At 72.4% G+C, this 23,276-nt stretch carries 24 protein-coding genes; 14 read left to right on the forward strand and 10 right to left on the reverse strand.

What is annotated here, in order from left to right; all coding sequences use genetic code 11:
* Positions 1–62: 62 nt before the first annotated feature.
* Entirely contained in the window at positions 63–1,124 is a 1,062-nt protein-coding gene (locus OG599_RS22715; RefSeq protein WP_327177817.1) for a hypothetical protein, read from the reverse strand.
* A 128-nt stretch (positions 1,125–1,252) separates the two neighbouring features.
* On the opposite strand from OG599_RS22715, the gene dapE reads away from it, so the two are divergent.
* Both dapE and OG599_RS22725 read left to right on the forward strand, forming a co-directional pair.
* Positions 1,253–2,332, forward strand: coding sequence for a succinyl-diaminopimelate desuccinylase (dapE, locus tag OG599_RS22720; protein WP_327177818.1), 1,080 nt, complete (start codon positions 1,253–1,255; stop codon positions 2,330–2,332).
* Between the two features lie 85 nt (positions 2,333–2,417).
* Positions 2,418–3,203, forward strand: coding sequence for a TIGR00730 family Rossman fold protein (locus OG599_RS22725; RefSeq protein ID WP_327177819.1), 786 nt, complete (start codon positions 2,418–2,420; stop codon positions 3,201–3,203).
* Between the two features lie 123 nt (positions 3,204–3,326).
* On the opposite strand, the gene folP is transcribed toward OG599_RS22725, so the two are convergent.
* A complete protein-coding gene (folP, locus tag OG599_RS22730) occupies positions 3,327–4,199 on the reverse strand; it encodes a dihydropteroate synthase (RefSeq protein WP_327177820.1) in 873 nt (290 codons plus the stop codon).
* 159 nt (positions 4,200–4,358) lie between these two features.
* Between folP and OG599_RS22735 the strand changes: the two genes are divergently transcribed.
* Together OG599_RS22735 and OG599_RS22740 are read left to right on the forward strand one after the other, a co-directional pair.
* Entirely contained in the window at positions 4,359–4,733 is a 375-nt protein-coding gene (locus OG599_RS22735) for a DivIVA domain-containing protein (RefSeq protein WP_327177821.1), read from the forward strand.
* Positions 4,730–5,317: a DNA-3-methyladenine glycosylase I gene (locus tag OG599_RS22740; RefSeq protein WP_327177822.1), complete on the forward strand. Its 588-nt coding sequence runs from the start codon at positions 4,730–4,732 to the stop codon at positions 5,315–5,317. The genes OG599_RS22735 and OG599_RS22740 overlap by 4 nt, the downstream gene beginning before the upstream one ends.
* A gap of 44 nt (positions 5,318–5,361) precedes the next feature.
* Here OG599_RS22740 and OG599_RS22745 read toward each other — a convergent pair whose 3' ends face one another.
* On the reverse strand, positions 5,362–6,174 hold the full coding sequence (locus OG599_RS22745; RefSeq protein ID WP_327177823.1) for an enoyl-CoA hydratase/isomerase family protein: 813 nt from the start codon (positions 6,172–6,174) through the stop codon (positions 5,362–5,364).
* A gap of 315 nt (positions 6,175–6,489) precedes the next feature.
* On the opposite strand from OG599_RS22745, the gene OG599_RS22750 reads away from it, so the two are divergent.
* The gene (locus OG599_RS22750; RefSeq protein ID WP_003966491.1) at positions 6,490–6,657 is read left to right on the forward strand and encodes a DUF3117 domain-containing protein; all 168 of its coding nucleotides are present in this window, start codon (positions 6,490–6,492) and stop codon (positions 6,655–6,657) included.
* Between the two features lie 176 nt (positions 6,658–6,833).
* On the opposite strand, the gene OG599_RS22755 is transcribed toward OG599_RS22750, so the two are convergent.
* Positions 6,834–7,499, reverse strand: a complete 666-nt coding sequence (locus OG599_RS22755; RefSeq protein ID WP_327177824.1) for an O-methyltransferase — start codon at positions 7,497–7,499, stop codon at positions 6,834–6,836.
* 179 nt (positions 7,500–7,678) lie between these two features.
* Between OG599_RS22755 and sigE the strand changes: the two genes are divergently transcribed.
* The 5 genes from sigE to OG599_RS22780 all read left to right on the forward strand — a co-directional run bounded on the left by sigE (position 7,679) and on the right by OG599_RS22780 (position 12,797).
* Entirely contained in the window at positions 7,679–8,440 is a 762-nt protein-coding gene (gene sigE, locus OG599_RS22760) for an RNA polymerase sigma factor SigE (protein WP_266708773.1), read from the forward strand.
* Positions 8,437–9,492 carry a zf-HC2 domain-containing protein gene (locus OG599_RS22765; RefSeq protein WP_327177825.1) on the forward strand — a complete coding sequence of 352 codons (1,056 nt, stop codon included), beginning with the start codon at positions 8,437–8,439 and terminating at the stop codon, positions 9,490–9,492. Before sigE ends, OG599_RS22765 begins: the two co-directional genes overlap by 4 nt.
* 144 nt (positions 9,493–9,636) lie before the next feature.
* Complete coding sequence (locus OG599_RS22770) at positions 9,637–11,373, forward strand: S1C family serine protease (protein WP_327177826.1); 1,737 nt, start codon at positions 9,637–9,639, stop codon at positions 11,371–11,373.
* Between the two features lie 120 nt (positions 11,374–11,493).
* Positions 11,494–12,006, forward strand: coding sequence for a sec-independent translocase (locus OG599_RS22775; protein WP_327177827.1), 513 nt, complete (start codon positions 11,494–11,496; stop codon positions 12,004–12,006).
* Between the two features lie 122 nt (positions 12,007–12,128).
* Positions 12,129–12,797: a hypothetical protein gene (locus OG599_RS22780; RefSeq protein WP_327177828.1), complete on the forward strand. Its 669-nt coding sequence runs from the start codon at positions 12,129–12,131 to the stop codon at positions 12,795–12,797.
* 68 nt (positions 12,798–12,865) lie between these two features.
* Here OG599_RS22780 and OG599_RS22785 read toward each other — a convergent pair whose 3' ends face one another.
* The 3 genes from OG599_RS22785 to OG599_RS22795 are packed head-to-tail and all read right to left on the reverse strand — an operon-like array spanning position 12,866 to position 15,866.
* The gene (locus tag OG599_RS22785) at positions 12,866–13,999 is read right to left on the reverse strand and encodes an Mrp/NBP35 family ATP-binding protein (protein WP_327177829.1); all 1,134 of its coding nucleotides are present in this window, start codon (positions 13,997–13,999) and stop codon (positions 12,866–12,868) included.
* Between the two features lie 42 nt (positions 14,000–14,041).
* Entirely contained in the window at positions 14,042–14,602 is a 561-nt protein-coding gene (locus tag OG599_RS22790) for a DUF1003 domain-containing protein (RefSeq protein ID WP_327177830.1), read from the reverse strand.
* Positions 14,592–15,866 carry a magnesium transporter MgtE N-terminal domain-containing protein gene (locus OG599_RS22795; RefSeq protein WP_327177831.1) on the reverse strand — a complete coding sequence of 425 codons (1,275 nt, stop codon included), beginning with the start codon at positions 15,864–15,866 and terminating at the stop codon, positions 14,592–14,594. Before OG599_RS22795 ends, OG599_RS22790 begins: the two co-directional genes overlap by 11 nt.
* Positions 15,867–16,097: 231 nt before the next feature.
* Here OG599_RS22795 and OG599_RS22800 point away from each other — a divergent pair, with 231 nt between their 5' ends.
* Positions 16,098–16,865 (forward strand): hypothetical protein, encoded by a 768-nt coding sequence (locus OG599_RS22800; protein ID WP_327177832.1) that lies wholly within the window; start codon positions 16,098–16,100, stop codon positions 16,863–16,865.
* A 47-nt stretch (positions 16,866–16,912) separates the two neighbouring features.
* On the opposite strand, the gene OG599_RS22805 is transcribed toward OG599_RS22800, so the two are convergent.
* Entirely contained in the window at positions 16,913–17,428 is a 516-nt protein-coding gene (locus OG599_RS22805) for a hypothetical protein (protein ID WP_327177833.1), read from the reverse strand.
* Positions 17,429–17,814: 386 nt separating this feature from the next.
* Positions 17,815–18,942, reverse strand: coding sequence for a magnesium and cobalt transport protein CorA (locus OG599_RS22810; RefSeq protein WP_327177834.1), 1,128 nt, complete (start codon positions 18,940–18,942; stop codon positions 17,815–17,817).
* A gap of 418 nt (positions 18,943–19,360) precedes the next feature.
* On the opposite strand from OG599_RS22810, the gene OG599_RS22815 reads away from it, so the two are divergent.
* On the forward strand, positions 19,361–19,945 hold the full coding sequence (locus tag OG599_RS22815; protein WP_327177835.1) for a suppressor of fused domain protein: 585 nt from the start codon (positions 19,361–19,363) through the stop codon (positions 19,943–19,945).
* 137 nt (positions 19,946–20,082) lie between these two features.
* Here the strand turns inward: OG599_RS22815 and OG599_RS22820 are convergent, their stop codons facing one another.
* On the reverse strand, positions 20,083–21,315 hold the full coding sequence (locus OG599_RS22820) for an MFS transporter (protein WP_327177836.1): 1,233 nt from the start codon (positions 21,313–21,315) through the stop codon (positions 20,083–20,085).
* A gap of 280 nt (positions 21,316–21,595) precedes the next feature.
* Here OG599_RS22820 and OG599_RS22825 point away from each other — a divergent pair, with 280 nt between their 5' ends.
* Both OG599_RS22825 and OG599_RS22830 read left to right on the forward strand, forming a co-directional pair.
* Positions 21,596–22,273: a DUF6758 family protein gene (locus OG599_RS22825; protein WP_327177837.1), complete on the forward strand. Its 678-nt coding sequence runs from the start codon at positions 21,596–21,598 to the stop codon at positions 22,271–22,273.
* A gap of 116 nt (positions 22,274–22,389) precedes the next feature.
* Positions 22,390–23,256, forward strand: coding sequence for a PHP domain-containing protein (locus OG599_RS22830; RefSeq protein WP_327177838.1), 867 nt, complete (start codon positions 22,390–22,392; stop codon positions 23,254–23,256).
* Positions 23,257–23,276 lie beyond the last annotated feature (20 nt).

Raw genomic sequence — 23,276 nt, forward strand, 5'->3', positions numbered from 1 at the left:
GCGGGTACCCGGGCGCCCCGTCGGCAGACGCCCGGGATGGCCCCTGCGGGGGATCGGCCGCGCTACTGTGCGAGGCGCATCCGGACCTCGCCGGTGTCTGAATCTGCCGCATCCGCCGGTTTCGTCGCTTCCTTCGATCCCGCCGCGTCCGCGCGCCACCCCGTGCCCGGGGTCCACACCCGGCCCGCGTAACGGATCTCGTCGATGCCGAGTTCGCCGGAGCGGGCGACCCCCCAGAGCGCCACCGACCAGCCCCGCCGCGCACCCGTCGTCACCGCGGAGGAGTCAGCCTTGTCGGCCCCGTCGGTCGCCTCCGCCCCGTCGGCCGCATCCGCCCCGTCGGCCGCATCCGCCCCGTCCGTCGCGCCCTCCGGAACCGGCACCGCGACCGTGCGCGTCGCCGCCGGACCCGCGGACTCCTCGGTCGGCAGGACCCCCTTGCCGAAGTCCCGTACCAGCTCGGTGCGGAGCCGGTCCGGATCGCCCGGCGCGGCGGCCGTCGCGGTGACCGGCGCCGCGCAGTTGAGCGCGGCGGGCATCCGCCCGGTCAGCGCGGACGCCAGGAGCAGCGCGTCCGGCTCGTGCTGCGCGTACGCCTCCGGGTAACCGCTGCGCTGCACGCGCTGCGCCGCCTCCGTCAGCGGCAGGTCCTGGTAGCCGCGGATCTTCGCGAGGTGCTCGTAGAACTTCCCGGACGCGTACACCGGGTCCTGGATCTGCTCCGAGGTGCCCCAGCCCTGCGAGGGGCGCTGCTGGAAGAGGCCGAGGGAATCCCGGTCGCCGTAGTCGATGTTGCGCAGCTGCGACTCCTGAATCGCGGTCGCCAGCGCGATGGCCACGGCCCGCTCCGGCATCCCGCGCGCGACCCCCACGGCGGCGATCGTCGCCGCGCTGGCGGCCTGGTCGGCGCCCATCTCGTACGTACTCTCCGCGGCGTCCTTCGTGCCGTCGTCGTAGCGCACCTCGCAGCCGGTCAGCAGGTCCTTGCTGCCGGAGAGGTACTGCACCGCGAGATAACCGGCCAGCGCCGCGAGCACGACGAACGCCGCCAGCACCTGGTAGAGGCGGCGGCGGCCGGAGCGGTGGCCGGTGGGGGAGGAGAGTGTCGTCCGAGGCACGGGCATACCGTACTGGAGGGTACGGGCGGGGCCGAGATCCGTGCTGCACGCCAGAGCTCCCGCCCGGAACGTCCCCGATGTCCGCCGGCGTCCCCCGGCGAGGCCGTGCCCTCCGGAGTAATAGGGTCGGAGCCATGGCCGAACGCACGCTTGACCTCGCTCTGGACGCACCCGCACTCACCGCCCGGCTCGTCGACTTCCCGTCGGTGAGCGGGGAGGAGAAGGACCTGGCGGACGCCATCGAGGCGGCGCTGCGCGCACTGCCGCACCTGACCGTCGACCGGCACGGCAACAACGTGGTCGCCCGCACCCACCTCGGCCGCCCCGAACGCGTCGTCCTGGCCGGTCACATCGACACCGTGCCGATCGCCGACAACGTGCCCTCCCGGCTCGACGAGAACGGCATCCTCTGGGGCTGCGGCACCTCCGACATGAAGTCCGGGGTCGCCGTCCAGCTGCGGATCGCCGCGACCGTCCCCGAGCCCAACCGCGACCTGACCTTCGTCTTCTACGACAACGAAGAGGTCGCCGCCCACCTCAACGGCCTCGGCCACGTCGCCGACGCCCACCCCGACTGGCTGGAAGGCGACTTCGCCGTCCTCCTGGAGCCCTCCGACGCCCAGGTCGAGGGCGGCTGCCAGGGCACCCTGCGCGTCATCCTGCACACCGAGGGCGAACGCGCCCACTCCGCCCGCAGCTGGATGGGGTCCAACGCCATCCACGCCGCCACCCCGATCCTCGCGGCGCTCGCCGCGTACGAACCGCGCCGCCCGGTCATCGACGGCCTCGAATACCGCGAGGGCCTCAACGCGGTGAAGATCGAAGGCGGCGTCGCCACCAACGTGATCCCGGACGCCTGCACCGTCACCGTCAACTACCGCTACGCCCCCGACCGCACCGCCGAGGAGGCCCTCGCGCACGTCCGCGAGGTCTTCGCCGACTGCCCGGTCACCGGGTTCACCGTGGACGACCACTCCACCGCCGCCATGCCGGGCCTCTCGCACCCGGCGGCGAAGGCGTTCATGGCGGCCGTCGGCGGCACCGCCCAGCCCAAGTTCGGCTGGACCGACGTCTCCCGCTTCGGCGACCTCGGCGTCCCCGCCGTCAACTACGGTCCCGGAGACGCGCTCTACGCCCACAAGCGCGACGAACACGTGGCGACCGCACGCATCACCCACTGCGAGGAACGCCTGCGCTCCTGGCTCACCAGCTGACCCACGGCATTACCCCGCCCGTAACCTCGACCGATCTAGGCTGACGGGGAACAGCCACAACGCAGGTCGGTGGAGGGAGCAGGTCATGGGCAACCCGGAGGACGCGCGGATTCCCGAGCACGCTGAGATTCCCGAGGGGGCGGTCAGGCCCGAGGAACAGCGGCTCGGCCCGGTGCTGCGCCGCAGGGAGCAGGTACAGCCCGGCACGACCGATCAGCGGTTGCTGGACTCCGAGGACGACTCGGAATGGGTGCACACCGACCCCTGGCGGGTCATGCGCATCCAGTCCGAGTTCGTCGAAGGGTTCGGGGCACTCGCCGAGCTGCCCAGCGCGATCAGCGTCTTCGGCTCCGCCCGCACCGCGGTGGACACCCCGGACTACGACGCCGGGGTACGCATCGGCCGGGCGCTCGTCGACGCGGGCTTCGCCGTCATCACCGGCGGCGGCCCCGGCGCGATGGAGGCCGCCAACAAGGGCGCCAGGGAGGCGAAGGGGATCTCGGTCGGACTCGGCATCGAGCTGCCCTTCGAGTCCGGGCTGAACCCGCACGTCGACATCGGCGTCAACTTCCGTTACTTTTTTGTCCGAAAAACGATGTTTGTCAAGTATGCCCAGGGCTTCGTCGTCCTCCCCGGCGGCCTCGGCACCCTGGACGAACTCTTCGAGGCGCTGACCCTCGTGCAGACCGGCAAGGTCACCCGGTTCCCGATCGTGCTCTTCGGCTCCGCCTACTGGAGCGGTCTCGTCGACTGGCTCCGGAACACCGTGGTCGCCCAGGGCAAGGCGTCCGAGAAGGACCTGCTGCTGTTCCACGTCACCGACGACGTGGACGAGGCGGTGGCCCTGGTGACGAAGGAGGTCGGCCGGTAGGCCGTGCCTGACCCTTCCCGCCGGCCCTCCGGTGCGCCGCCGGGCTCATGAGGTCCCCCGGGGCTTTCGGTACGCCACCGGTCACCCGACCCGCCCGGGCCGGGTGACCGGGCCCCCGGCGCGCTACGCCAGCCCGCGCCGCGCCACCGCGGGCGGCCGGTGACCGGCGATCGACGCGACCATGTCCAGCACCTGACGGGTCTCCGCCACCTCGTGCACCCGGTACACCTGGGCCCCCAGCCACGCCGACACCGCCGTGGTCGCCAGCGTCCCGATCACCCGCTCCTTCACCGGGCGGTCCAGGGTCTCGCCCACGAAGTCCTTGTTGGAGAGCGAGACCAGCACCGGCCAGCCGGTCGCCGTCATCTCGTCGAGGCGCCGGGTGGCCTCCAGGGAGTGCCGGGTGTTCTTCCCGAAGTCGTGACCGGGATCGATCATGATCCCGTCCCGCCGCACCCCCAGCTCCACCGCCCGCTCGGCCAGCCCCAGGGTGACCCGCAGGATGTCCGCCATCACGTCCTCGTACTCCACCCGGTGCGGGCGGGTACGCGGCTCCGCGCCGCCCGCGTGGGTGCAGACCAGCCCCGCGCCGAACCGGGCCGCGACCTCCGCCAGCTTCGGGTCCACCCCGCCCCACGCGTCGTTCAGCACGTCGGCGCCGGCCTCGCACACCGCCTCGCCCACGTCGTGCCGCCAGGTGTCCACGCTGATCACCACGTCCGGGTGGCGGCGGCGGACCTCCGCGACGAACCCGACCGTCCGCCGCGCCTCCTCCTCGGCGGACACCTCCTCGCCCGGTCCCGCCTTCACGCCGCCGATGTCGATGATCGCGGCGCCCTCCGCGACCGCCTGCTCGACCCGGGCGAGCGCCGGCTCGTCCCGGAACGTGGCGCCCTGGTCGTAGAAGGAGTCGGGGGTCCGGTTCACGATTGCCATGATCACCGGTTCGCGCGGACCGAATTCCCGCCGTCCCAGCCTGAGTGGACCGCTTCGCATCCCGTGTTCCTCCTCGTAGATCGCTTGCGCCGGACCCCGCACCCCGACCGCCCCGATGCGGCATGATCCAGACGAGAGACCCTAACCGTCGGCCTCCGCTGTCACTGCCGCATGGCACGATCGGACCCGGACTGATTCCCGCCCTCTGGGGAGGCGCACGTGTTCTTGTTCCTGCTGCTCGCGATGGTCGTGGTCGTCGCCGCGGTCACCCTTGCCGTGGTCGGTGGGGGCGACCGCACGGTGCTCCAGGACACCGCGCCCGAGGTCCCCTCCGATCCGCTGCCGGCGACCCGGCCCCTGGTCACCGCCGACATAGAGCACCTCCGGCTGCCGATGGCCGTACGCGGCTACCGCATGGCCGACGTCGACGAGGCGCTCGACCGGGTCGCGGCCGAGCTGGCCGAGCGCGACGCCCGGATCGCCGACCTGGAGTCGGCGCTCGCCGGAGCCCTCGCGCAGGGCGCGCCCGGCCCCGACCTCCACAAGCGGCCCACCGGCCACAAGCCCGACGACGAGGACGGAGAGACCCGATGAGCGGCGGAGCCGAACCGGGCCCGGACGGCAGGCTGCGCTGCCCCTGGGGCCTCAGCACCGAGGACTACCTCGCCTACCACGACACCGAGTGGGGCCGCCCGGTCCACGGCGACGACGCGCTCTTCGAACGCCTCTGCCTGGAGGCGTTCCAGTCCGGCCTGTCCTGGCTGACGATCCTGCGCCGACGGGAGGGCTTCCGCGCCGCCTTCGCCGGGTTCGAGATCGCCGAGGTCGCACGGTTCACCGACGCCGACAAGGAACGCCTCCTCGCCGACGCCGGCATCATCCGCAACCGCGCCAAGATCGACGCCACCCTCGCCAACGCCCGGGTGCTCGCCGAGTGGGCCCCCGGCGAGCTGGACGGACTGATCTGGTCGTACGCCCCCGACCCGGCCACCCGGCCCGCCCCCCGGAAGCTCGGGGACGTGGCGGCCGTCACCCCGGAGTCCACCGCGCTCGCCAAGGCGCTCAAGAAGCGGTCCGTACGCTTCGTCGGCCCGACCACCGCGCACGCCCTGATGCAGGCGTGCGGCCTGGTGGACGACCACCTCGCCGACTGCGTGGCGCGGGGCGCCACCGGCTGACACCGGCCTCCCGGCCGCTCGGCACGCGGCGGCCGGAACCGGTCTCACTTGCCGAGGTAGCGCGGCTTCTCCTTGGCGAGGAACGCCTTCACCGCGATGGTGTGGTCCTGCGAGGCGCCCGCCTTCGTCTGGAGCTCGTCCTCCTTCTCCAGCGTCTCGGCCAGGGTGTGCCCCGCGCCGTACGCCATCGACGCCTTCAGCGCCGCGTAGGCCACGGTCGGCCCGTCCGCCAGCGCGCGCGCCACCGACGCGGCCTCGGCCGCGAGGTCGGCCGCCGGGACGACCCGGTTGACCAGGCCCAGCCCGTACGCCTCGGCCGCCGTGATCGACCGCGGGAAGAGCAGCAGGTCCGCGGCGCGGCTCGGCCCGATCAGCCGGGGCAGCGTCCAGGACATCCCGGAGTCGGCGGTCAGCGCGACCCCCGCGAACGAGGTGTTGAAGGAAGCGGTGTCGGCGACCACCCGGTAGTCGGCGGCGAGCGCGAAGCCGAATCCGGCCCCGGCGGCGACCCCGTTCACCCCGGCCACGACCGGCTTCTCCATCTCGGTGAGGGCGAGCACGATCGGGTTGTAGTGCTCGCCCACCGTGCTCAGCGCGTTGCCGCTGCCCGTCTCCTGCGCGGTCACCAGCGAGGCGACGTGCTCCTTCAGGTCCTGGCCGACGCAGAAGGCGCGCCCGGTGGCCGTGAGGAGGACGGCGCGCACCGAGGAGTCGGCGGCGGCGGCGCGCAGCGCGTCCCGCAGAGCGACCTTGGCCGCCGTGTTCATGGCGTTCATCGCGTCCGGCCGGTTGAGGGTGATCGTCGCCAGCCCGTCGCTCACCTCGTAGAGCACGGTGCTCGCCAGTTCCTCGGCCATGGTGGTGTCCCCTCGCTGTCCAGGTTCGGTGCTTCGCCAGGCAAGCATGGCCGACGCCCCGCCGGGCCGACATGTGACCTGCGTCTAACGATTGGCTCTCACCTCGGGCCGCGAGGGGGCGAAGTATCGCAGCCGGATCGCCGAATTGGGTGGTTTTGGTGGTGTGCGTTGCGCAAGCGATGCCGATCGATGTTGGTCATCGGGGTGTCGCATGCGGGATAATGACCTGGAAGCAATGTGTTCGATGCCGGTGAGGCAGCGCCTGTCATGGGGCCGCCGGTTGCGATTGAGCTGGTTTCAGGAAGGGGAACGAGCATGGCGGCCATGAAGCCGCGGACGGGCGACGGCCCGCTCGAGGTGACAAAGGAGGGGCGGGGCATCGTCATGCGCGTTCCGCTCGAAGGCGGCGGTCGGCTCGTTGTCGAGCTGACTCCGGACGAGGCAGACGCGCTCGGCGACGCGCTCAAGAAGGTTGTCGGCTGACCCTCCTGCGCGCCCACACTTCACTTCTGCCCCGGCACGGTCTCCCGTGCCGGGGCAGAAGCGTGTCCAGGGCCGTATACGAAAAGGGTGCGCGGCGCCCGCGAGGACGAGCGGCGGAAGGGGAGCACGGCCCGCGACGCCGAGCGGCGGCCTCCGGCTGATCCGGAGCGCCCGGCTCAGCCGCGGCGGACCGCGCAGAGCAGCCCGTCGCCGACCGGCAGCAGCGTGGACATCAGCTCCTGGCTCTCCCGCACCGCCCGCAGCAGCTCCCGGATGCGCTGGACCTCCGCGGGCTGCGCCGCCGCGTCGACCGTACGGCCGTCCGCGAAGACCCCCTCGAAGCAGACGACCCCGCCCCGGCGGAGCAGACGCAACGATTCGGCCAGGTACTCCAGGCTCTCCAGCCGGTCGCCGTCGCAGAAGACGAGGTCGTACCCGCCGTCCGCGAGGCGCGGCAGGACGTCCAGCGCGCGGCCGGGGATGAAGCGGGACCGGTTGGTGGCGAACCCCGCCGAGCGGAACGCCTCACGGGCGAACTGCTGACGCTCCGGCTCGGGATCGACCGTGGTCAGCACCCCGTCCGGACGCATCCCGTTCAGCAGGTAGATGCCGGACACGCCGGTACCGGTGCCGATTTCCGCCACCGCTTTGGCGTCCGCCGCGGCGGCGAGCAGCCGCAGTGCGGCACCCGTGCCGGGGGAGACGGAGTGGATCCCGAACGACCTGGCCCGCTCGCGGGCCAGGTACAGAGCCTCGTCCTCGGGGACAAAGGCGTCGGCGAACGCCCAGCTCGTCTGCCGGTTGGCGGTAATGACCCTCTCCTGTCCCCGTAGTTGGCGCAACGGTGACTGTATCCGCTGTGCAGGGGAACCCGCAGATGGGACCGGACGTTGGGGAGGGAGAGGGGAAAGCGCCCGAAGGGGGCCCGCGGATCGGGCCCGCCGGACCGGCGAGAGCAGGCCCCGGGCATGGCCCGGCCCCTCCGAAAAAGGCTTATACGGAGCTAACGGGCGAGGTGGCTATGGTAGGGGCTCCACTGGACACCACCAGAGCCGACAGGGGAGGTGCGGCTGCGCCTGGGGATCGGGGAGGAGCGCTGCGGCGCTTTCTCAGGTCGGCGGGTGAGCCGAAATCCGTGACCAACAACGCTGACCGTTCTTCCAACGATTCCGCAACGACCGCGACCTTCGCCTCCGACACGGAATCCCCGGCGTGGACCCCGCCCTCATGGGAAGAGATCGTCAGCACCCACAGCGGACGCGTGTACCGACTCGCGTACCGGCTGACGGGCAACCAGCACGACGCGGAGGACCTCACCCAAGAGGTGTTCGTCCGCGTCTTCCGGTCGCTGTCGACCTACACCCCCGGCACCTTCGAGGGCTGGCTGCACCGCATCACCACCAACCTCTTCCTCGACATGGTCCGCCGCAAGCAGCGGATCCGTTTCGACTCCCTGGGAGACGACGCGGCCGAGCGGCTGCCCAGCCGTGAGCCGTCGCCGCAGCAGGCGTTCAACGACACCCACTTCGACGCGGACGTGCAGCAGGCGCTGGACACCCTCGCGCCCGAATTCCGTGCCGCCGTGGTGCTCTGCGACATCGAGGGACTGAGCTACGAGGAGATCGCGGCCACCCTCGGCGTCAAGCTGGGCACCGTGCGCAGCCGCATCCACCGAGGCCGTTCGCATCTGCGCAAGGCGCTCAAGCACCGGTCTCCCGAAGCCCGCGCCGAACAGCGCTCCCTGGCGGGCGCGGTCCTCGCGGGGGAGGGCGGAACGACGTGACCCCCACAGGCCCCACCCCTGCCGAGCAGCACTTGGGGGACCGGCTCGCCGCCCTGGTCGACGGCGAGCTCAAGCACGACGCCCGCGAACGCGTCCTGGCCCACCTCGCCACCTGCGCCCGCTGCAAGGCGGAAGCCGACGCCCAACGGCGGGTCAAGTCCGTGTTCGCGCAGACGGCTCCCCCCTCACCCAGCGAGGGCTTCCTCGCCCGCCTCCAGGGCCTCCCCGGGGGCACCGGCGCCGACGACGGATTCGGACGCGGGCCCTTCGGCCCCGACGGCCGGCCCGTCGACGACTACCGCCTCCCCGGTGGCCGTCCCCCCGGCGGACGGCGGACGGAGAAGGCCCCCTCGCCGCTGGACGGCTTCGGCTACCTCCCCACCGCGCACGGGGCGGGTTCCGTGCTGCCCGGCGGCGCCGCCGGTTCCGCCTTCCGCATACACGAGGTGGCCCGCGAGGCCGACCGCTCCCCGTGGCGCGCCCGCCGGTTCGCGTTCGCGGCCGCCAGCGCCGTCTCACTGGCGGCGATCGCCCTGGGCGGGGCCATCCCGGTGGACGACGCGTTCGACGTTCCGCTGCGTGCCGAGGGAGCCGGGTCCGCGGCGACCCCGCTCGACGCCGACGAGCGCGCGGCGAGCGGAATCGCCTCGGCCAGCCGGGGCAGTGCCCAGGGCGGCGCCCTCTCCGTGGAGGACCGTTCCGGCATCACCTCCACCTCCACCTTCGCGGCGTCCTCCGCGCCGGTGGGGCTCACCGCCGCCACCTCGCCGACCCTGTCCGGCACCGACACCCTCTTCGGGACCGGGCAGGCGCCCGCGCAGCCGACGCGGAACGTCTCGCTGGCCTCGCTGATATGCCCCCGCACGGCGTCCCCGCTCCTCGCACCGCTCTTCCCCGCCGCGGCCGCGCAGCCGAGGGCCAGCGCGTCCGCCACCAGCACAGCCGCCGCCCCGCCCCCGTCGGCCCCGGCGCCGTCCTCCGCCGCCCCGTCCCCGTCCGCCTCCGTCACGCCGCTCTCGGCCCTGCCGTCACCGCAGCAGGCGCTGCGCTGACCTCCCCCGCGCCGGTCACGCCCGGCGCGGGACCGGCAACCCCCGGGGCCCGCACGGGCCGGCCCCTCACCGACTCCCCAAAACCTGGTTGAATTCCGGTCGGAGCGCTCCGGGGAGAGCGTGCGGAGGATGTGCGGGGAGAGCATGGACGAGGGAAAGCCCACCGGACCGAAGCCGAAGTGGTGGAGCCGCCCCGCCACGGGACCCGCCCCCCTCGCACCGGAACCCGCACCGGTCGCCGACGCGCGCGTCCCGGCAGCCGACGGCCCCTCACCCGTGGCCGACGCACCCGCACCGGTGGCCGACGGTCCCGCACCGACCGCCGACGCACCGGCCGCTCCGGTGACCGGCGCACCCGGGCCCACCGCCCGGGAGCTCCCCGGGCTCACCGTCCCGGAGGTCCCCGGGCCCCGTACCCCCGGCGCCTCGCGTCCGTTGCACGAGCCCGACGAGTACGGCACCCCGCCCTACGGCGGCCCCGGCCCCTGGGCGCCCGCCCCGCCGGTCCAGCACCCCGCCACGACCCCCGCCCACGGCACCCCCGTACCGGGCATCCCGCACGGCACCCCGGTCCGCCACGGCACCCCCGTCCACCACGGCACCCCCGCACCCGGTCCGTACGCGCCGCCCACGGCCCACACGGCCCACACGGCGGCACCCGGCACGCCGCCCTGGCAGCACTACGACCCGTGGGCCGCGGGCTCCCCGCAGCAGCCGCTGATCCGGACCGCGCCGGTGACCTCCGGGGTCGTCCCGGCGGCGGGGCGCCCGGGCGGGCGGCGCGGGTCGCTGCTCGTCGGGGCCGTACTCCTCGCCCTGGTCGCGGGCGTGGTCGGCGGCGGAATCGGCGCGTACGTCGAACGGAACGGCGGACTCACCACCGTCCACCTCCCGCAGGCCGACGGTGTGCCCGCCGGCAGGGCACCGGACAGCGTCGCCGGGATCGCCGCGAGCGCCCTGCCGGGCGTGGTCACCCTGCACGTCAGCGGCGCCGAGGAGTCCGGCACGGGCACCGGGTTCGTCCTCGACGACCAGGGCCACATCCTCACCAACAACCACGTCGTCGCGCCCGCCGGTTCGTCCGGCGACATCACCGTGACGTTCAGCGGCGGCGAGAGCGCGCGCGCCGAGGTGGTCGGCAAGGACAGCGGCTACGACCTGGCCGTGGTCAAGGTCAGCGGGGTCTCCGGGCTGAGGCCGCTGGCGCTCGGCAACTCCGACAACGTCGAGGTCGGCGACCCGGTGGTGGCCATCGGCGCCCCGTACGACCTGTCGAACACCGTCACCTCGGGGATCATCAGCGCCAAACAGCGCCCGATCACCTCGGGCGGCGAGGAGGCCGGTGCCACCGACGTCAGCTACGTCGACGCCCTCCAGACCGACGCGCCCATCAACCCCGGCAACTCCGGTGGCCCGCTCCTCGACGCCCAGGCGCAGGTGATCGGCATCAACAGCGCCATCCGCGCCGCCGACACCGGCTCCTCCGAGACCGGCGCCCAGGCGGGGTCGATCGGCCTCGGGTTCGCCATACCGATCAACCAGGGCAAGCGCGTCGCCGAGGAACTCATCAACACCGGCAAGGCCACCCACCCCGTCATCGGCGTCACCCTCGACATGGCGTACCTGGGCGACGGCGCGAAGGTGAACACCGAGGGCGCGGGCGGCTCCGCCGCCGTCACCGAGGGCGGCCCCGGCGACCTGGCGGGCGTCCGGCCGGGCGACGTCATCACGGCGGTGGACGGTGTGCGCGTCCACAGCGGCGAGGAGCTCATCGTGAAGATCCGCGCCCACCGCCCCGGCGACCGGCTCGACCTGAGGCTCACGCGCGGGGGTAAAGAGCTGTCCATGACTTTGACCCTGGGGTCCGTGACCGGCACCTGAACGTCCACGCGAGGTACCGTCCGTACAGCTTGGCCAGGTACCGTTTGCACGGCCGGACTTTCCGGCCGTGCCGGTGGGAGACCACGCGACGAACACGCGGAGCACACGAGGAGCGGCAAAGTGTTCAACGACATAGGCGCACTTGAGCTGCTTACTCTCGGGATTCTCGCCGTCCTGGTCTTCGGCCCGGACAAGCTGCCGAAGGTCATCCAGGACATCACGCGCACGATCCGCAAGATCCGCGAGTTCTCGGACAGCGCCAAGGAAGACATCCGCTCCGAGCTGGGCCCGCAGTTCAAGGACTTCGAGTTCGAGGACCTGAACCCGAAGACGTTCATCCGCAAGCAGCTGATGGACGGCGAGGACGACCTCGGGCTCAAGGAGATCCGCGAGAGCTTCGACCTCCGCAAGGAGATCACCGACATGACGGACGCCGTGCACGGCCGCGAGAGCGTGGCCTCCGCGGCGGCCGCGACGGTCGCCTCGGCGGGCGCCGACGCCGGCGCGCTGACGAAGTCCCCGGCCGGCGCCCCCGTGGCGAAAGCCGACCCCCTGGCGAAGACGGACCCCCTGAAGAAGGCCGCTCCGGCCGTTCAGGACGACCGTCCGCCGTTCGACGCCGACGCCACCTGAGACCCGTCAATCCCGGCTCGTCCGGACGGTATGGCTATTCTCCATCTGTCCGGTTGCGAGGATGCCCGAGCCCGCGGGGGGCGGGCCGCTCCGGATCTGAGATCGAGGAGGCGGCCGGGCAGATGGAGACCACGAGTCGGGTTGACACGGATGGCACGCCCAGCACGGACACCGCGGAGGCGGAGGGGGTGCCCTCGGCCCGGCCTGCGGTCGTCGACGGCTATCTGCAGGCGTCCTTCCCCTGGTACGCGCTGGACGAGGCGTTCACCGGTCCGCGCCGGCTGACCCCGGTCGGCCGGGCGGCGGACGGCGCCGTCCAGCACGGCGCGATCGGCCACGGCGACGAGCCGCTGGCACGCCCGGACGCGGGCCCCGAGAAGGACCGGTTCGCCGTCGTGGTGACCGTGGCCAGCAGCCCCGTACGCGGCAGCGGCGACGGAACCGGGACCCTGGAGGCCACCACGGTGTCCACGGCCGCCTGGCTGGCCGGCTCCGGGCTGCTCGCCTGCACCTGGCCGCAGCAGCTCGACCACGGCCTGCGCGACGACTGGCTCGACCAGCAGACGGAGATCGCGTTCGAGCTCGCCGACGAGCTGGACGAGGCGCCCTGGTCGACGCTCTCGCTGCCGGTGGACGGCGTACCGGTCGAGTTCCACTACCGCGAGTCCGAGTTCGGCTGGGTGCTGGCCGGATCCGCGAAGGGCGTGCACCTCGGCGCGTACGGGCGGGGGATGAGCGCGTACGGGCTGGGCTTCTCGGCCGTCGAGGACATCGCCACCTACGCCGCCTGAGCCGTACGCATCACGACGAAGGAGCCGGACGGTCCGTGGAGAACGGACCGCCCGGCTCCTTCGCCGTCTCAGAACTTGTTGCGCGGGGTGATGCCCAGCGACATGCCGGACAGGCCGCGCTGACGGCCACCCAGCTTCTCCGCGATGGAGCGGAGCGCCCGGCCCGCGGGGGAGTCGGGGTCGGAGAGCACGACCGGCTTGCCCTCGTCGCCGCCCTCGCGGAGCCGTACGTCGATCGGGATCGAGCCGAGCACCGGCACCTCGGCGCCGACCGTCTTCGTCAGACCGTCCGCCACCCGCTGCCCGCCACCGCTGCCGAACACGTCGACCATCTCGTCGCAGTGCGGGCACGGCATGCCCGCCATGTTCTCCACGACACCGGCGATCTTCTGGTGCGTCTGCACCGCGATCGAACCGGCCCGCTCGGCGACCTCGGCCGCCGCCTGCTGCGGGGTGGTGACGACGAGGATCTCGGCGTTCGGCACGAGCTGCGCCACCGAGATCGCGATGTCACCGGTGCCCGGCGGCAGGTCGAGCAGGAGGACGTCGAGGTCGCCCCAGTAGACGTCGGCGAGGAACTGCTGGAGCGCGCGGTGCAGCATCGGGCCGCGCCAGACCACCGGGGCGTTGCCCGGGGTGAACATGCCGATGGAGATGACCTTCACGCCGTGCGCCGACGGCGGCATGATCATGTTCTCGACCTGGGTCGGCTTGCCGTCCGCGCCGAGCATGCGGGGCACGCTGTGGCCGTAGATGTCCGCGTCCACGACGCCGACCTTCAGCCCGTCGGCCGCCATCGCCGCCGCGAGGTTGACCGTCACCGAGGACTTGCCGACGCCGCCCTTGCCGGACGCGACCGCGTAGACACGGGTGAGCGAACCCGGCTTGGCGAAGGGCACCTCTCGCTCGGCGGTGCCGCCGCGCAGCGCGCCCGCCAGCTCCTTGCGCTGCTCGTCGCTCATCACGTCGAGGGTGACCTCGACCCGCGAGACGCCCTCCACCGCGGCGACCGCGTCGGTCACGTTCCTGGTGATGGTCTCGCGCATCGGGCAGCCGGAGACCGTGAGGTACACCGTGACAGCCACCACACCGTCAGGATCGATCTCGACCGATTTCACCATGCCGAGTTCGGTGATCGGACGGTGGATCTCCGGGTCGTTCACTGTCGCCAGTGCTTCGCGCACCGCGTCTTCCGTAGCCATACGACGATGTTACGGCGCGCGACGCTACGCGCGGGTAGCCCCTCAGCGGTCGCCTTCGTCACTCTCGTGCGGGAGGAGGACGCGCCGGTCCTCCAGATCCCTCATGAGGTCCTCCAGCTCCGAGCGGATCCAGTCGCGGGTGGCGACCTCGCCGAGCCCCATCCGCAGCGCCGCGATCTCCCGGGTGAGGAACTCGGTGTCGGCGATGGACCGCTCGTTCTGCTTGCGGTCCTGCTCGTGGGTGACCCGGTCCCGGTCGTCCTGGCGGTTCTGCGCGAGCAGGATCAGCGGCGCCGCGTACGACGCCTGGAGCGAGAGCATCAGCGTCAGGAAGATGAACGGGTACTCGTCGAACCGCAGCGCGGTCGGCGCGAAGATGTTCCAGAGCACCCAGACGACGATGATCAGCGTCATCCAGACGATGAACCGCCCGGTGCCCAGGAAGCGGGCGATCCGCTCCGAGAACCGGCCGAACGCCTCCGGGTCGTACTCCGGAAGGAGCCGGCGGCGCGGCGCCTTCGGCTGGTCCAGCCGGAACCTGGGCGGGCGCACCATCCCGGACGAACCGGTGGACGCCGCCTTCGCGCGCTCCTCAGCGGCCACGGGCGATCCCCTCCTCGCCGTGGAAGTCGGTCTCCCGCCAGTCCTCCGGCAGCAGGTGGTCCAGCACGTCGTCGACGGTCACCGCGCCCAGCAGCGAGCCGCTCTCGTCCACCACCGGCACCGAGACCAGGTTGTACGCGGCCAGATAGCTGGTGACCACCGCCAGCGGGGTGTGCGGCGGCAGTGGCACGAGGTCGCTGTCCACGATCGAACTGACCAGCGCGAACGGCGGGTCCCGCAGCAGCCGCTGGAAGTGGACGGTGCCGAGGTACTTGCCGGTGGGCGTCTCGTCGGGCGACCGGCAGACGTACACCTGGGCGGCGAGCGCGGGGGAGAGGTCCGACTGCCGCACCCGGGCGAGCGCGTCCGCGACGGTGGCGTCCGGGCGCAGCACGATCGGCTCGGTCGTCATCAGACCGCCCGCCGTCCGGTCCTCGTAACTCATCAGCCGCCGCACGTCGGCCGCGTCGTCCGGGCGCATCAGCGTCAGCAGCCGCTCCTTGTCCTCCTCGGGCAGCTCGGAGAGGAGATCCGCCGCGTCGTCCGGGTCCATCGCCTCCAGCACGTCCGCCGCGCGCTCCTCCTTGAGCTTGCCGAGGATCTCCACCTGGTCGTCCTCCGGCAGCTCCTCCAGCACGTCGGCGAGCCGGTCGTCGTCGAGGGCGGCGGCCACCTCCGCCCGGCGCTTGGGCGTCAGATGGTGCATCGCGTTGGCGACGTCGGCGGGGCGCAGCCGCTCGAAGGTGGCGACCAGGCTCTCGGCCCCCTGCCCGTGCTCCTCCAGCGAGAAGTCGCGGACCGCCGACCATTCGACGGTCAGCGTCTCGCCCTTGCGACGCAGCGCCCCACCGCGCCCCTTGCGGACGAAGTACTTGTCGATCTCCCAGTCGCGGCGGGCCGGCAGCTGGTGGATGGCCACGTCGAGGATGGTGACCTCCTCGCCGGACTCCGCGAGCCGCACCCGCCGGTCCAGGAACTCCCCGAGCACCAGGCGCTCGGTGGGGCGCTGTTCGAAGCGGCGCATGTTGATCACACCGGTGGTGATGACCTGGCCGGACTCCACGCCCGTCACCCGGGTCATCGGCAGGAAGATGCGCCGCCGGCTGACCACCTCCACCACCATGCCGAGCAGCCGGGGCGGCCGGCCGCCGACGCGCAGCATCGCCACCAGGTCGCGGACCCGGCCGACCTGGTCGCCGTTGGGATCGAAGACCGGAACTCCGGAGAGGTGCGAGACGAAGACCCTGGGCGCGCCCGATGCCATTGCGCACCCCTTCCGTGCCGGTTGCCGCGTGCGATGCCTGACGTGGTCATTTCACGGCACGTCAGGGGCGTCCGGTGACGCCGGTATGCCGGATTCAGGCTAGCCCGTACCACTGCGTACCGCTCCGTACCGGCCCCGGAGCACGCCCGGACGGCTCCCTTCCGGACGGCGCCCGAACCCCGGGTACGCTGCCGCTTGCCATCCCACACGTATGACGAGAGGCAAGTGCGCGTGACCTCCTACGCTCCCGCCGTACGGGCCCGCCGGACCGCGCTCGCCGTGGCGCTCGGGGCGCAACTCGCCCTCGGCCTCACCGCCTGCGCGGGCGACGACCCCGACGAGGGCACGAACGGAATCGGCAAGCTCTCCGCCGCGGAGATCGACACCCGGGCCAGAGCCGCGGCCGACGCCGCCACCGCCGTCCACCTCGCGGGCACCCTCATCAGCAAGGACGGCAGCTACACCCTCGACATGCGGCTCAACGCCGACGGCGGCACCGGCTCCGTCACCTCGAAGGAGAACACCTTCGCCGTGCTCCGGGTCGGCGACGACCTCTACCTCAAGGCGGACGCCGCCTTCTGGAGCGCCGAGCGGGACGCGCAGGACGGCAAGGGCGAGGACGACGACGCGGAAGCCGCCGAGAAGCTCGACGGCAAGTACGTCAAGGTCCCCGAGGACGACCCCACGTACAAGCGGCTGCGCGGCTTCACCGAGAAGGACACCTTGCTCGACGGGCTGCTGTCCCTGCACGGCACCGTCAACAAGGGCGACCGCGCCAAGATCACCGGCGTGCCCACCATCCGGATCCTGGGCGGGAAGGGCGAAGGCGGCTCGCTCGACGTGGCACTCAAGGGCACCCCGTACCCCGTCAGGGTGGCGCGCGGCGGCGGGGGCGGCACGGTCACCCTCGCGGACTGGGGGCGCTCCTTCGAACTGGCGGCCCCGCCGCAGGACGACACCGTCGACTACGGCGGCCAGCTGCCGAAGAACTCCGGCTGAGGCGTTCGTACGTCCGGGGCGTCCGGCCGGTACGGCGCCGGCCGCGCTCAGGCCGCGCGGCGGCGCCTCTTCGCCAGCAGCCGGGGCAGCCCGGCCGGTACCGGCTCCCGGGTGATCGCAGGGGTGTCGAGCGGACGGGCGGCGAGCGAGCCGTCCGGCAGCTCGGTGGTGTGCGCCACCGGCGTCAGCCGCACCACCCGGCAGCCGGCCGCCCAGCGCTCCGTCAACCGCTCGGCGTCCGGCGCGTTCAGCCGCTTCCCCTTGAGCTCCGCGACCGCCGCCTCCCACTCCTCGGAGTGCGGGGCGAGATCGGCCACCTCGGCGGTCCACGCGACGATCCGGCCGCCCTTGTCCTTGCTGCGCACCGTCACCTCGGCCCGCACGCCGTCCGCCAGCCCCTCCGGGAGCGGTTGCTCACCGGGGCCGCCGACGAGCAGCGCCGCGCCTTCGTGCCAGACGTGCCAGAGCGCCCGGGCGGCGCCGGAGGCGCGCACCCAGACCAGGCCGGACTTCTTGGTGGCCTCCTCGACGAGGGCCTGCCCGAGCAACGAGTCAGTAGTCATGGCGAAGAGCCTAGGGTGTGTGTCGAAAGTGGCGCCGTCCGCCCGGAGGGCGGGTCCGGCGGTGTCCGGTGCGTGCGATCGCACGGCGGAGGGTCGCCCCGATACTGGATGTATCGTGGCGATCCCGACAACGCGGCGAGCGTGCGTGCCGGGCGTCGCCGGACAGGCGGGACTTTCGACACGCGGCCTAGGGCGTGTCTGACCATGCGCGTCGGATCAGCGGGCGGTGTCCGGTGCGGTGCATCGCAAGGCGGAGGACCGCCCGCGTACTGGATGTACTCGGGCGGTCCGACAACGCCGCGAGGTGCCGTGCCGGGCGCCGACCGCCCGACGGGAATTGTCAGACACGGCCTACGGGACGCGGGCCGCGCGGCGTCGGACACGGCCTACAGCCAGCCGTTGCGCTTCAGCGTCCGGTGGATGGAGAAACAGACCACGGCGATGACACCCAGCACCATCGGATAGCCGTACGTCCACCGGAGTTCCGGCATGTGCTCGAAGTTCATGCCGTAGACCCCGCAGATCATCGTGGGTACGGCGACGATGGCGGCCCAGGACGTGATCTTGCGCATGTCCTCGTTCTGGGTGACCGTCGCCTGCGCCAGGTTGGCCTGGAGGATCGAGTTCAGCAGTTCGTCGAAGCCGAGGACCTCCTCCTGCACCCGGGCGAGGTGGTCGGCCACGTCGCGGAAGTACTTCTGGATGTCCGGGTCGATCAGCCGCATCGGCCGCTCGCTGAGGAGCTGCATCGGCCGCTGGAGCGGCGAGACGGCCCGCTTGAACTCCAGTACCTCGCGCTTGAGTTGGTAGATCCGCCCGGCGTCGGTGCCGCGTGCGCTGCCCTTCGTCGGGGTGGAGAAGACGTCGATCTCCACCTCGTCGATGTCGTCCTGCATCGCACCCGCCACCGCGATGTACCCGTCCACCACGTGGTCGGCGATGGAGTGCAGCACGGCGGACGGCCCCTTGGCCAGCAGCTCCGGATCGTCCTGGAGGCGGTGGCGCAGTGCGCGCAGCGAGCCCTGGCCGCCGTGCCGGACGGTGATCACGAAGTCCCGGCCGGTGAAGCACATCACCTCGCCGGTCTCGACGACCTCGCTGGTCGCGGTGAGCTCGGCGTGCTCGACGTAGTGGATGGTCTTGAAGACCGTGAAGAGCGTGTCGTCGTACCGCTCCAGCTTCGGCCGCTGGTGGGCGTGGACCGCGTCCTCCACCGCCAGCGGGTGCAGCCCGAACTCCCGTGCGATGACAGCGAATTCGGCCTCGGTGGGCTCGTGCAGCCCGATCCAGGCGAAGCCGCCGCCCTCGCGCACCCGCAGCATCGCCTCGTGCGGGGTCTGGCAGGCGGACGCCTCCATGCGACGGCCGTCGCGGTAGACCGCGCAGTCCACCACGGCACTGGAGGCGGACGGGTCGCGGGTGGGGTCGTAACCGGTGTGCGGGACGGGTTCCTTGCGGAGGGACGGGCGCAGGGAGGGGCGCACAGCGGCGCGCAGGTCACGGATCATGGACATGGCTGGCTCCTACACGAAAGGGCCGTGCGGTGCGCGCAGGCGGAACAGCCCGGAATGGAGACGTGAGAACCACGTCCGCAAAGCGGGCGGCACCGCGGAGCGGTGGCGACGGCGTTCGCTACAGACAGGCAAAAACGGGATGCTCTTCCGCCGTGCGACAAGCCACGAGCCCTGACCGAGAGGGCTTAAGAAATCACCGGGATACGGTGGAGACGGAAGAGCGCTTGGTACTGCACGGTCGACTTGGATCCATGGCAGTCCCCACCTCCTCCGGCCGGTCCCCCGTGGGGGACGACGTGCTGTCGGGACTTCAGGGGGCGCCGCGTCGCGCGCTGTCCCGACCGGCGGCCAGGCTATCAGCCCGGCCAAGGGTCAATCCCTTACTTTGCCCGTTCGATACGCGTTCTATGCTCGCGACATGGAAGAAATTCTCGCGCTCGTCGAAGCCCGGCTGTGCACCGCCCTCGGGGAGCCGGACGCCCGTGCCACAGTGACCTTCCTGGGCACGGACCGCATCGAAGTGCTGCGCTTCCCCGACGGCGACGTGGTCCGCTACGCCACCCTCGGCATGTCCGCCCAGCCCATGGCGGACCCCACCTCGCCACTCGCCGACCCGGTCAAGGGCCCCCGCGCCGAACTGGTGCTCTCCGTACGCGCCGGGCTCGCCGACACCGACCAGGTGCTCCGCCCGCTCGCCGTACTCGCGGCGTCCCCGCAGGTCGAAGGCGTGATCGTGGCACCCGGCGCCTCCCTCGACCTGGGGGACCCGCTCTGGCCGTCCGCCCCCTTCTCCTCGGTGCTGGTCGCCGAGTCCGGCGGGCTGGTGGAGGACCTGGAGCTGGACGAGCCGATGGACCCGGTGCGCTTCCTGCCGCTGCTCCCGATGACCGCGAACGAGGCTGCCTGGAAGCGGGTCCGGGGCGGCCAGGAGCTCCAGGAGCGCTGGCTCTCGCACGGCACGGACCTGCGGGACCCGCTGCGCACCTCCGTACCGCTGGACTGAACCCCTACCCGTCCGTGTTCGTGCCGTCGTCGTACGAAGAAGCCGTCGGGGTGCGAAGAAGCCGTCGGCGTGCGAAGAGGGGCCCCGCCGGCCGGCGGGGCCCCTCTTCCGTGTCCGTTCCTCCGCGCCCGTGGCCGTCAGTTGGCGAAGGCGGAGACGCCGTCCTCGGTGGCGTGCCGGGGCTGGACCTCCTCGGCCTCGTGGGTGAGCGCGGAGCGGCGTACCCAGACGATCAGCGCACCGACCACGGCCGTGACGGCGGCGACCACGAACGGGATGTGCACGTTGCTCCACTCCTCGATCTTCGGCGCGAGGTAGGGGGCGGCGGCCGCGGCGAACCAGCGGACGAAGTTGTAGCCGGCGCTCGCCACCGGACGGGGTGCGTCGGAGACGCCGAGGGCGAGCTCGGTGTAGACGGTGTTGTTCATGCCGATGAAGGCGCCCGAGACGATGGTGCAGACGATCGCGGTGACGTGGTTCCCGTACCCGAGGATCAGCAGGTCGGCGGCGAAGAGCACGAGCGAGGCGCCCAGCACCTTCAGCGAGCCGAAGCGTGCCTGGAGCCGCGGGGCGACGAAGACCGAGAAGACGGCGAGCAGCAGGCCCCAGGCGAAGAAGACCGCGCCGGACTTGTACGGGGTCATGTCCAGCACGAACGGGGTGAACGCGAGGATGGTGAAGAAGGCGTAGTTGTAGAAGAACGCCGAGCCCGCGACCGAGGCCAGTCCGCCGTGGCCGAGCGCCCTGACCGGGTCGAGCAGCGAGGTCTTCCTGGCCGGCTTCGGCTGCTCCTTCAGGAACGCGCTGATGCAGACGAACCCGATCGCCATCAGGGCGGCGGTGCCGAAGAACGGGTAACGCCAGCTGGCGTTGCCGAGCAGCGCTCCCACCAGCGGGCCGCACGCCATGCCGAGGCCGAGCGCCGCCTCGTACAGCAGGATCGCCGCCGCGCTGCCACCGGCGGCGGCGCCGACGATCACGGCCAGCGCGGTGGAGACGAAGAGCGCGTTGCCGAGCCCCCAGCCGGCCCGGAAGCCGACCAGCTCGCCCACCGAGGAGGACGTACCGGAGAGCGCGGCGAACACCACGACCAGCGCCAGGCCGGCCAGCAGGGTCTTCTTCCCGCCGATGCGGCTGGAGACGAAGCCGGTGACGAGCATCGCGACCGCGGTGATCAGGAAGTACGAGGTGAACAGCAGCGACACCTGGCTCGGCGTCGCGTCCAGCCCCTTGGCGATGGACGGCAGAATCGGGTCGACCAGGCCGATGCCCATGAACGCCACGACCGAGGCGCCGGCGGTCGCCCAGACCGCCTTGGGCTGGCGAAGGATGCTGGTGGCCCCTTCGTCGAACGGGTCCTCTCCCTGCATGGTGTTCCCACTCTCCTCATGGACGCGGTCCTGACGGCCGCGGGGTCCGGGTGCACGGTCGGGCCGCAGGGCTGCCGCGCACGGTCCGGGCGCACGGTCCGGCCGCAGGGCCGCTGTGCGAGGTCCGGCGCACGGTCCGGGCCATATGTCTGTGCGATACACAGAATAAGTTAGGTCCGCTAATAGATGCAAACTACATCTATCGTTCCTGGTGAGAGCCACGCTGCGGACGGGTGACCGTCCTTGACGTGGCGACGCGGGAGGGGGACCGTGGGTCGCTATGAGGGGCGAACCCAGTTGCCCGAAGTGCGGTGGCCGGGTCAGGGCGCCCGGTCTTTTCGCCGACTCCTGGCAGTGCCCCGCGCACGGTCCGGTCCACCCGATGCAACCGGTGGTCCCGCCCAGCGTCGAGGCCCTCGGAGTGGTGGTCCACCGCGCACAGGTGCCGGTGTGGATGCCGTGGCCGCTGCCGGTCGGCTGGCTGTTCACGGGCGTGGCGCACGCGGGCGACGACCGCAGCGGCGGCCGCGCCACCGCACTGGTCTGCTCGGGGCCAGGTCCGCTCGGCGGGATGGGCGAGCTGCTGCTGGTCGCCGAGGAACTCGGCGTCGGCCTCGGCGCCCGCTACGCCGGTATCGAAGGACCCGACCCCGGCCCCCGGATGCGCGTCGACGGTCCCCCCGTGGCCAAGGTGCTCGCCGCGGGACGCCCCACCCCGCTCTGGCAGGTGCACGGCGTCCCCGAGGACCGGGCCGTCTTCGCGGGCGAGGCGCGCGGGCTCTGGCTCTGGGCGATCGTCTGGCCCCAGCAGTCGGCGCTGCTCATGTACGACGAACTGGTCCTCACCGACCTCCGCGACGCCGGCACCGAGACGGACCTGGTGCCCTGCGGCGCCCTCACCCCGCGCCTGCTCGGCATCCCCGAGGGCCCGCCCCGGCAGGGCCCCGCACCGCACTGACGGCGGGGGACGCCCCCTGGAGGCGGGGTGGCTCCGTGCGGCCGTCCGGGTGATGCCCGGGCGGTGGTTATCCTGGAGCGTCCCCACCGTCCGCCGCGAGCACAGGAGTCACCGTCGTGCGTATCGACCTGCACACGCACTCCACCGCGTCCGACGGTACGGACACCCCGGCCCAGCTGGTCGCCAACGCGGCGGCGGCCGGACTGGACGTCGTCGCCCTCACCGACCACGACACCGTGCGCGGCCACGCCGAGGCGCTGGCCGCCCTCCCCGAGGGCCTCACCCTCGTCACCGGCGCCGAACTCTCCTGCCGCCTCGACGGGGTGAGCCTGCACATGCTGGCGTACCTCTTCGACCCCGAGGAGCCCGCGTTCGCCCGCGAGCGCGAGCTGGTCCGGGACGACAGGGTGCCGCGGGCCCAGGCCATGGTGGGCAAGCTGCAGGCGCTCGGCGTGCCGGTGACCTGGGACCAGGTCGCGAGGATCGCCGGGGACGGCTCGGTGGGCCGCCCGCACGTCGCCGCCGCCCTCGTCGAACTGGGCGTCGTCCCCACCGTCTCCGACGCGTTCACCCCCGAATGGCTCGCCGACGGCGGCCGGGCGCACGCGGGCAAGCACGAACTCGACCCCTTCGAGGCCGTCCGGCTCGTCAAGGCGGCGGGCGGGGTCACCGTTTTCGCCCACCCGGCGGCCGTCAAGCGCGGCGCCGTCGTCCCCGAGTCGGCCATCGCCCGGCTCGCCGCGGCGGGACTCGACGGCATCGAGGTCGACCACATGGACCACGACGCCGCCACCCGTGCCCGGCTGCGCGGCCTCGCCGCCGAAGTGGGGTTGCTCACCACCGGCTCCAGCGACTACCACGGCAGCCGCAAGACCGTCGCGCTCGGCGAGTACACCACCGATCCCGAGATCTACGGCGAGATCACCCGGCGCGCCACGGGAGCCTTCCCGGTGCCGGGCGCCGGTGGAGCCCTCCGCCGCTGAGGGCCGCACCGACTCCTTGT

Source organism: Streptomyces sp. NBC_01335 (assembly GCF_035953295.1).
Lineage (GTDB): Bacteria > Actinomycetota > Actinomycetes > Streptomycetales > Streptomycetaceae > Streptomyces.

Bases quoted from the DNA above. Each gene is read 5' to 3' on its own strand.
- OG599_RS22770 (WP_327177826.1), top strand. From the start codon at position 9,637: ATGGACGAGGGAAAGCCCACCGGACCGAAGCCGAAGTGGTGGAGCCGC.
- OG599_RS22725 (WP_327177819.1), top strand. From the start codon at position 2,418: ATGGGCAACCCGGAGGACGCGCGGATTCCCGAGCACGCTGAGATTCCC.
- OG599_RS22750 (WP_003966491.1), top strand. From the start codon at position 6,490: ATGGCGGCCATGAAGCCGCGGACGGGCGACGGCCCGCTCGAGGTGACA.
- OG599_RS22785 (WP_327177829.1), bottom strand. From the start codon at position 13,999: ATGGCTACGGAAGACGCGGTGCGCGAAGCACTGGCGACAGTGAACGAC.
- OG599_RS22810 (WP_327177834.1), bottom strand. From the start codon at position 18,942: ATGTCCATGATCCGTGACCTGCGCGCCGCTGTGCGCCCCTCCCTGCGC.
- folP (WP_327177820.1), bottom strand. From the start codon at position 4,199: ATGCGAAGCGGTCCACTCAGGCTGGGACGGCGGGAATTCGGTCCGCGC.
- OG599_RS22825 (WP_327177837.1), top strand. From the start codon at position 21,596: ATGAGGGGCGAACCCAGTTGCCCGAAGTGCGGTGGCCGGGTCAGGGCG.
- OG599_RS22740 (WP_327177822.1), top strand. From the start codon at position 4,730: ATGAGCGGCGGAGCCGAACCGGGCCCGGACGGCAGGCTGCGCTGCCCC.
- OG599_RS22815 (WP_327177835.1), top strand. From the start codon at position 19,361: ATGGAAGAAATTCTCGCGCTCGTCGAAGCCCGGCTGTGCACCGCCCTC.
- OG599_RS22780 (WP_327177828.1), top strand. From the start codon at position 12,129: ATGGAGACCACGAGTCGGGTTGACACGGATGGCACGCCCAGCACGGAC.
- sigE (WP_266708773.1), top strand. From the start codon at position 7,679: ATGGTAGGGGCTCCACTGGACACCACCAGAGCCGACAGGGGAGGTGCG.
- OG599_RS22745 (WP_327177823.1), bottom strand. From the start codon at position 6,174: ATGGCCGAGGAACTGGCGAGCACCGTGCTCTACGAGGTGAGCGACGGG.
- OG599_RS22805 (WP_327177833.1), bottom strand. From the start codon at position 17,428: ATGACTACTGACTCGTTGCTCGGGCAGGCCCTCGTCGAGGAGGCCACC.
- OG599_RS22820 (WP_327177836.1), bottom strand. From the start codon at position 21,315: ATGCAGGGAGAGGACCCGTTCGACGAAGGGGCCACCAGCATCCTTCGC.
- dapE (WP_327177818.1), top strand. From the start codon at position 1,253: ATGGCCGAACGCACGCTTGACCTCGCTCTGGACGCACCCGCACTCACC.
- OG599_RS22715 (WP_327177817.1), bottom strand. From the start codon at position 1,124: ATGCCCGTGCCTCGGACGACACTCTCCTCCCCCACCGGCCACCGCTCC.
- OG599_RS22795 (WP_327177831.1), bottom strand. From the start codon at position 15,866: ATGGCATCGGGCGCGCCCAGGGTCTTCGTCTCGCACCTCTCCGGAGTT.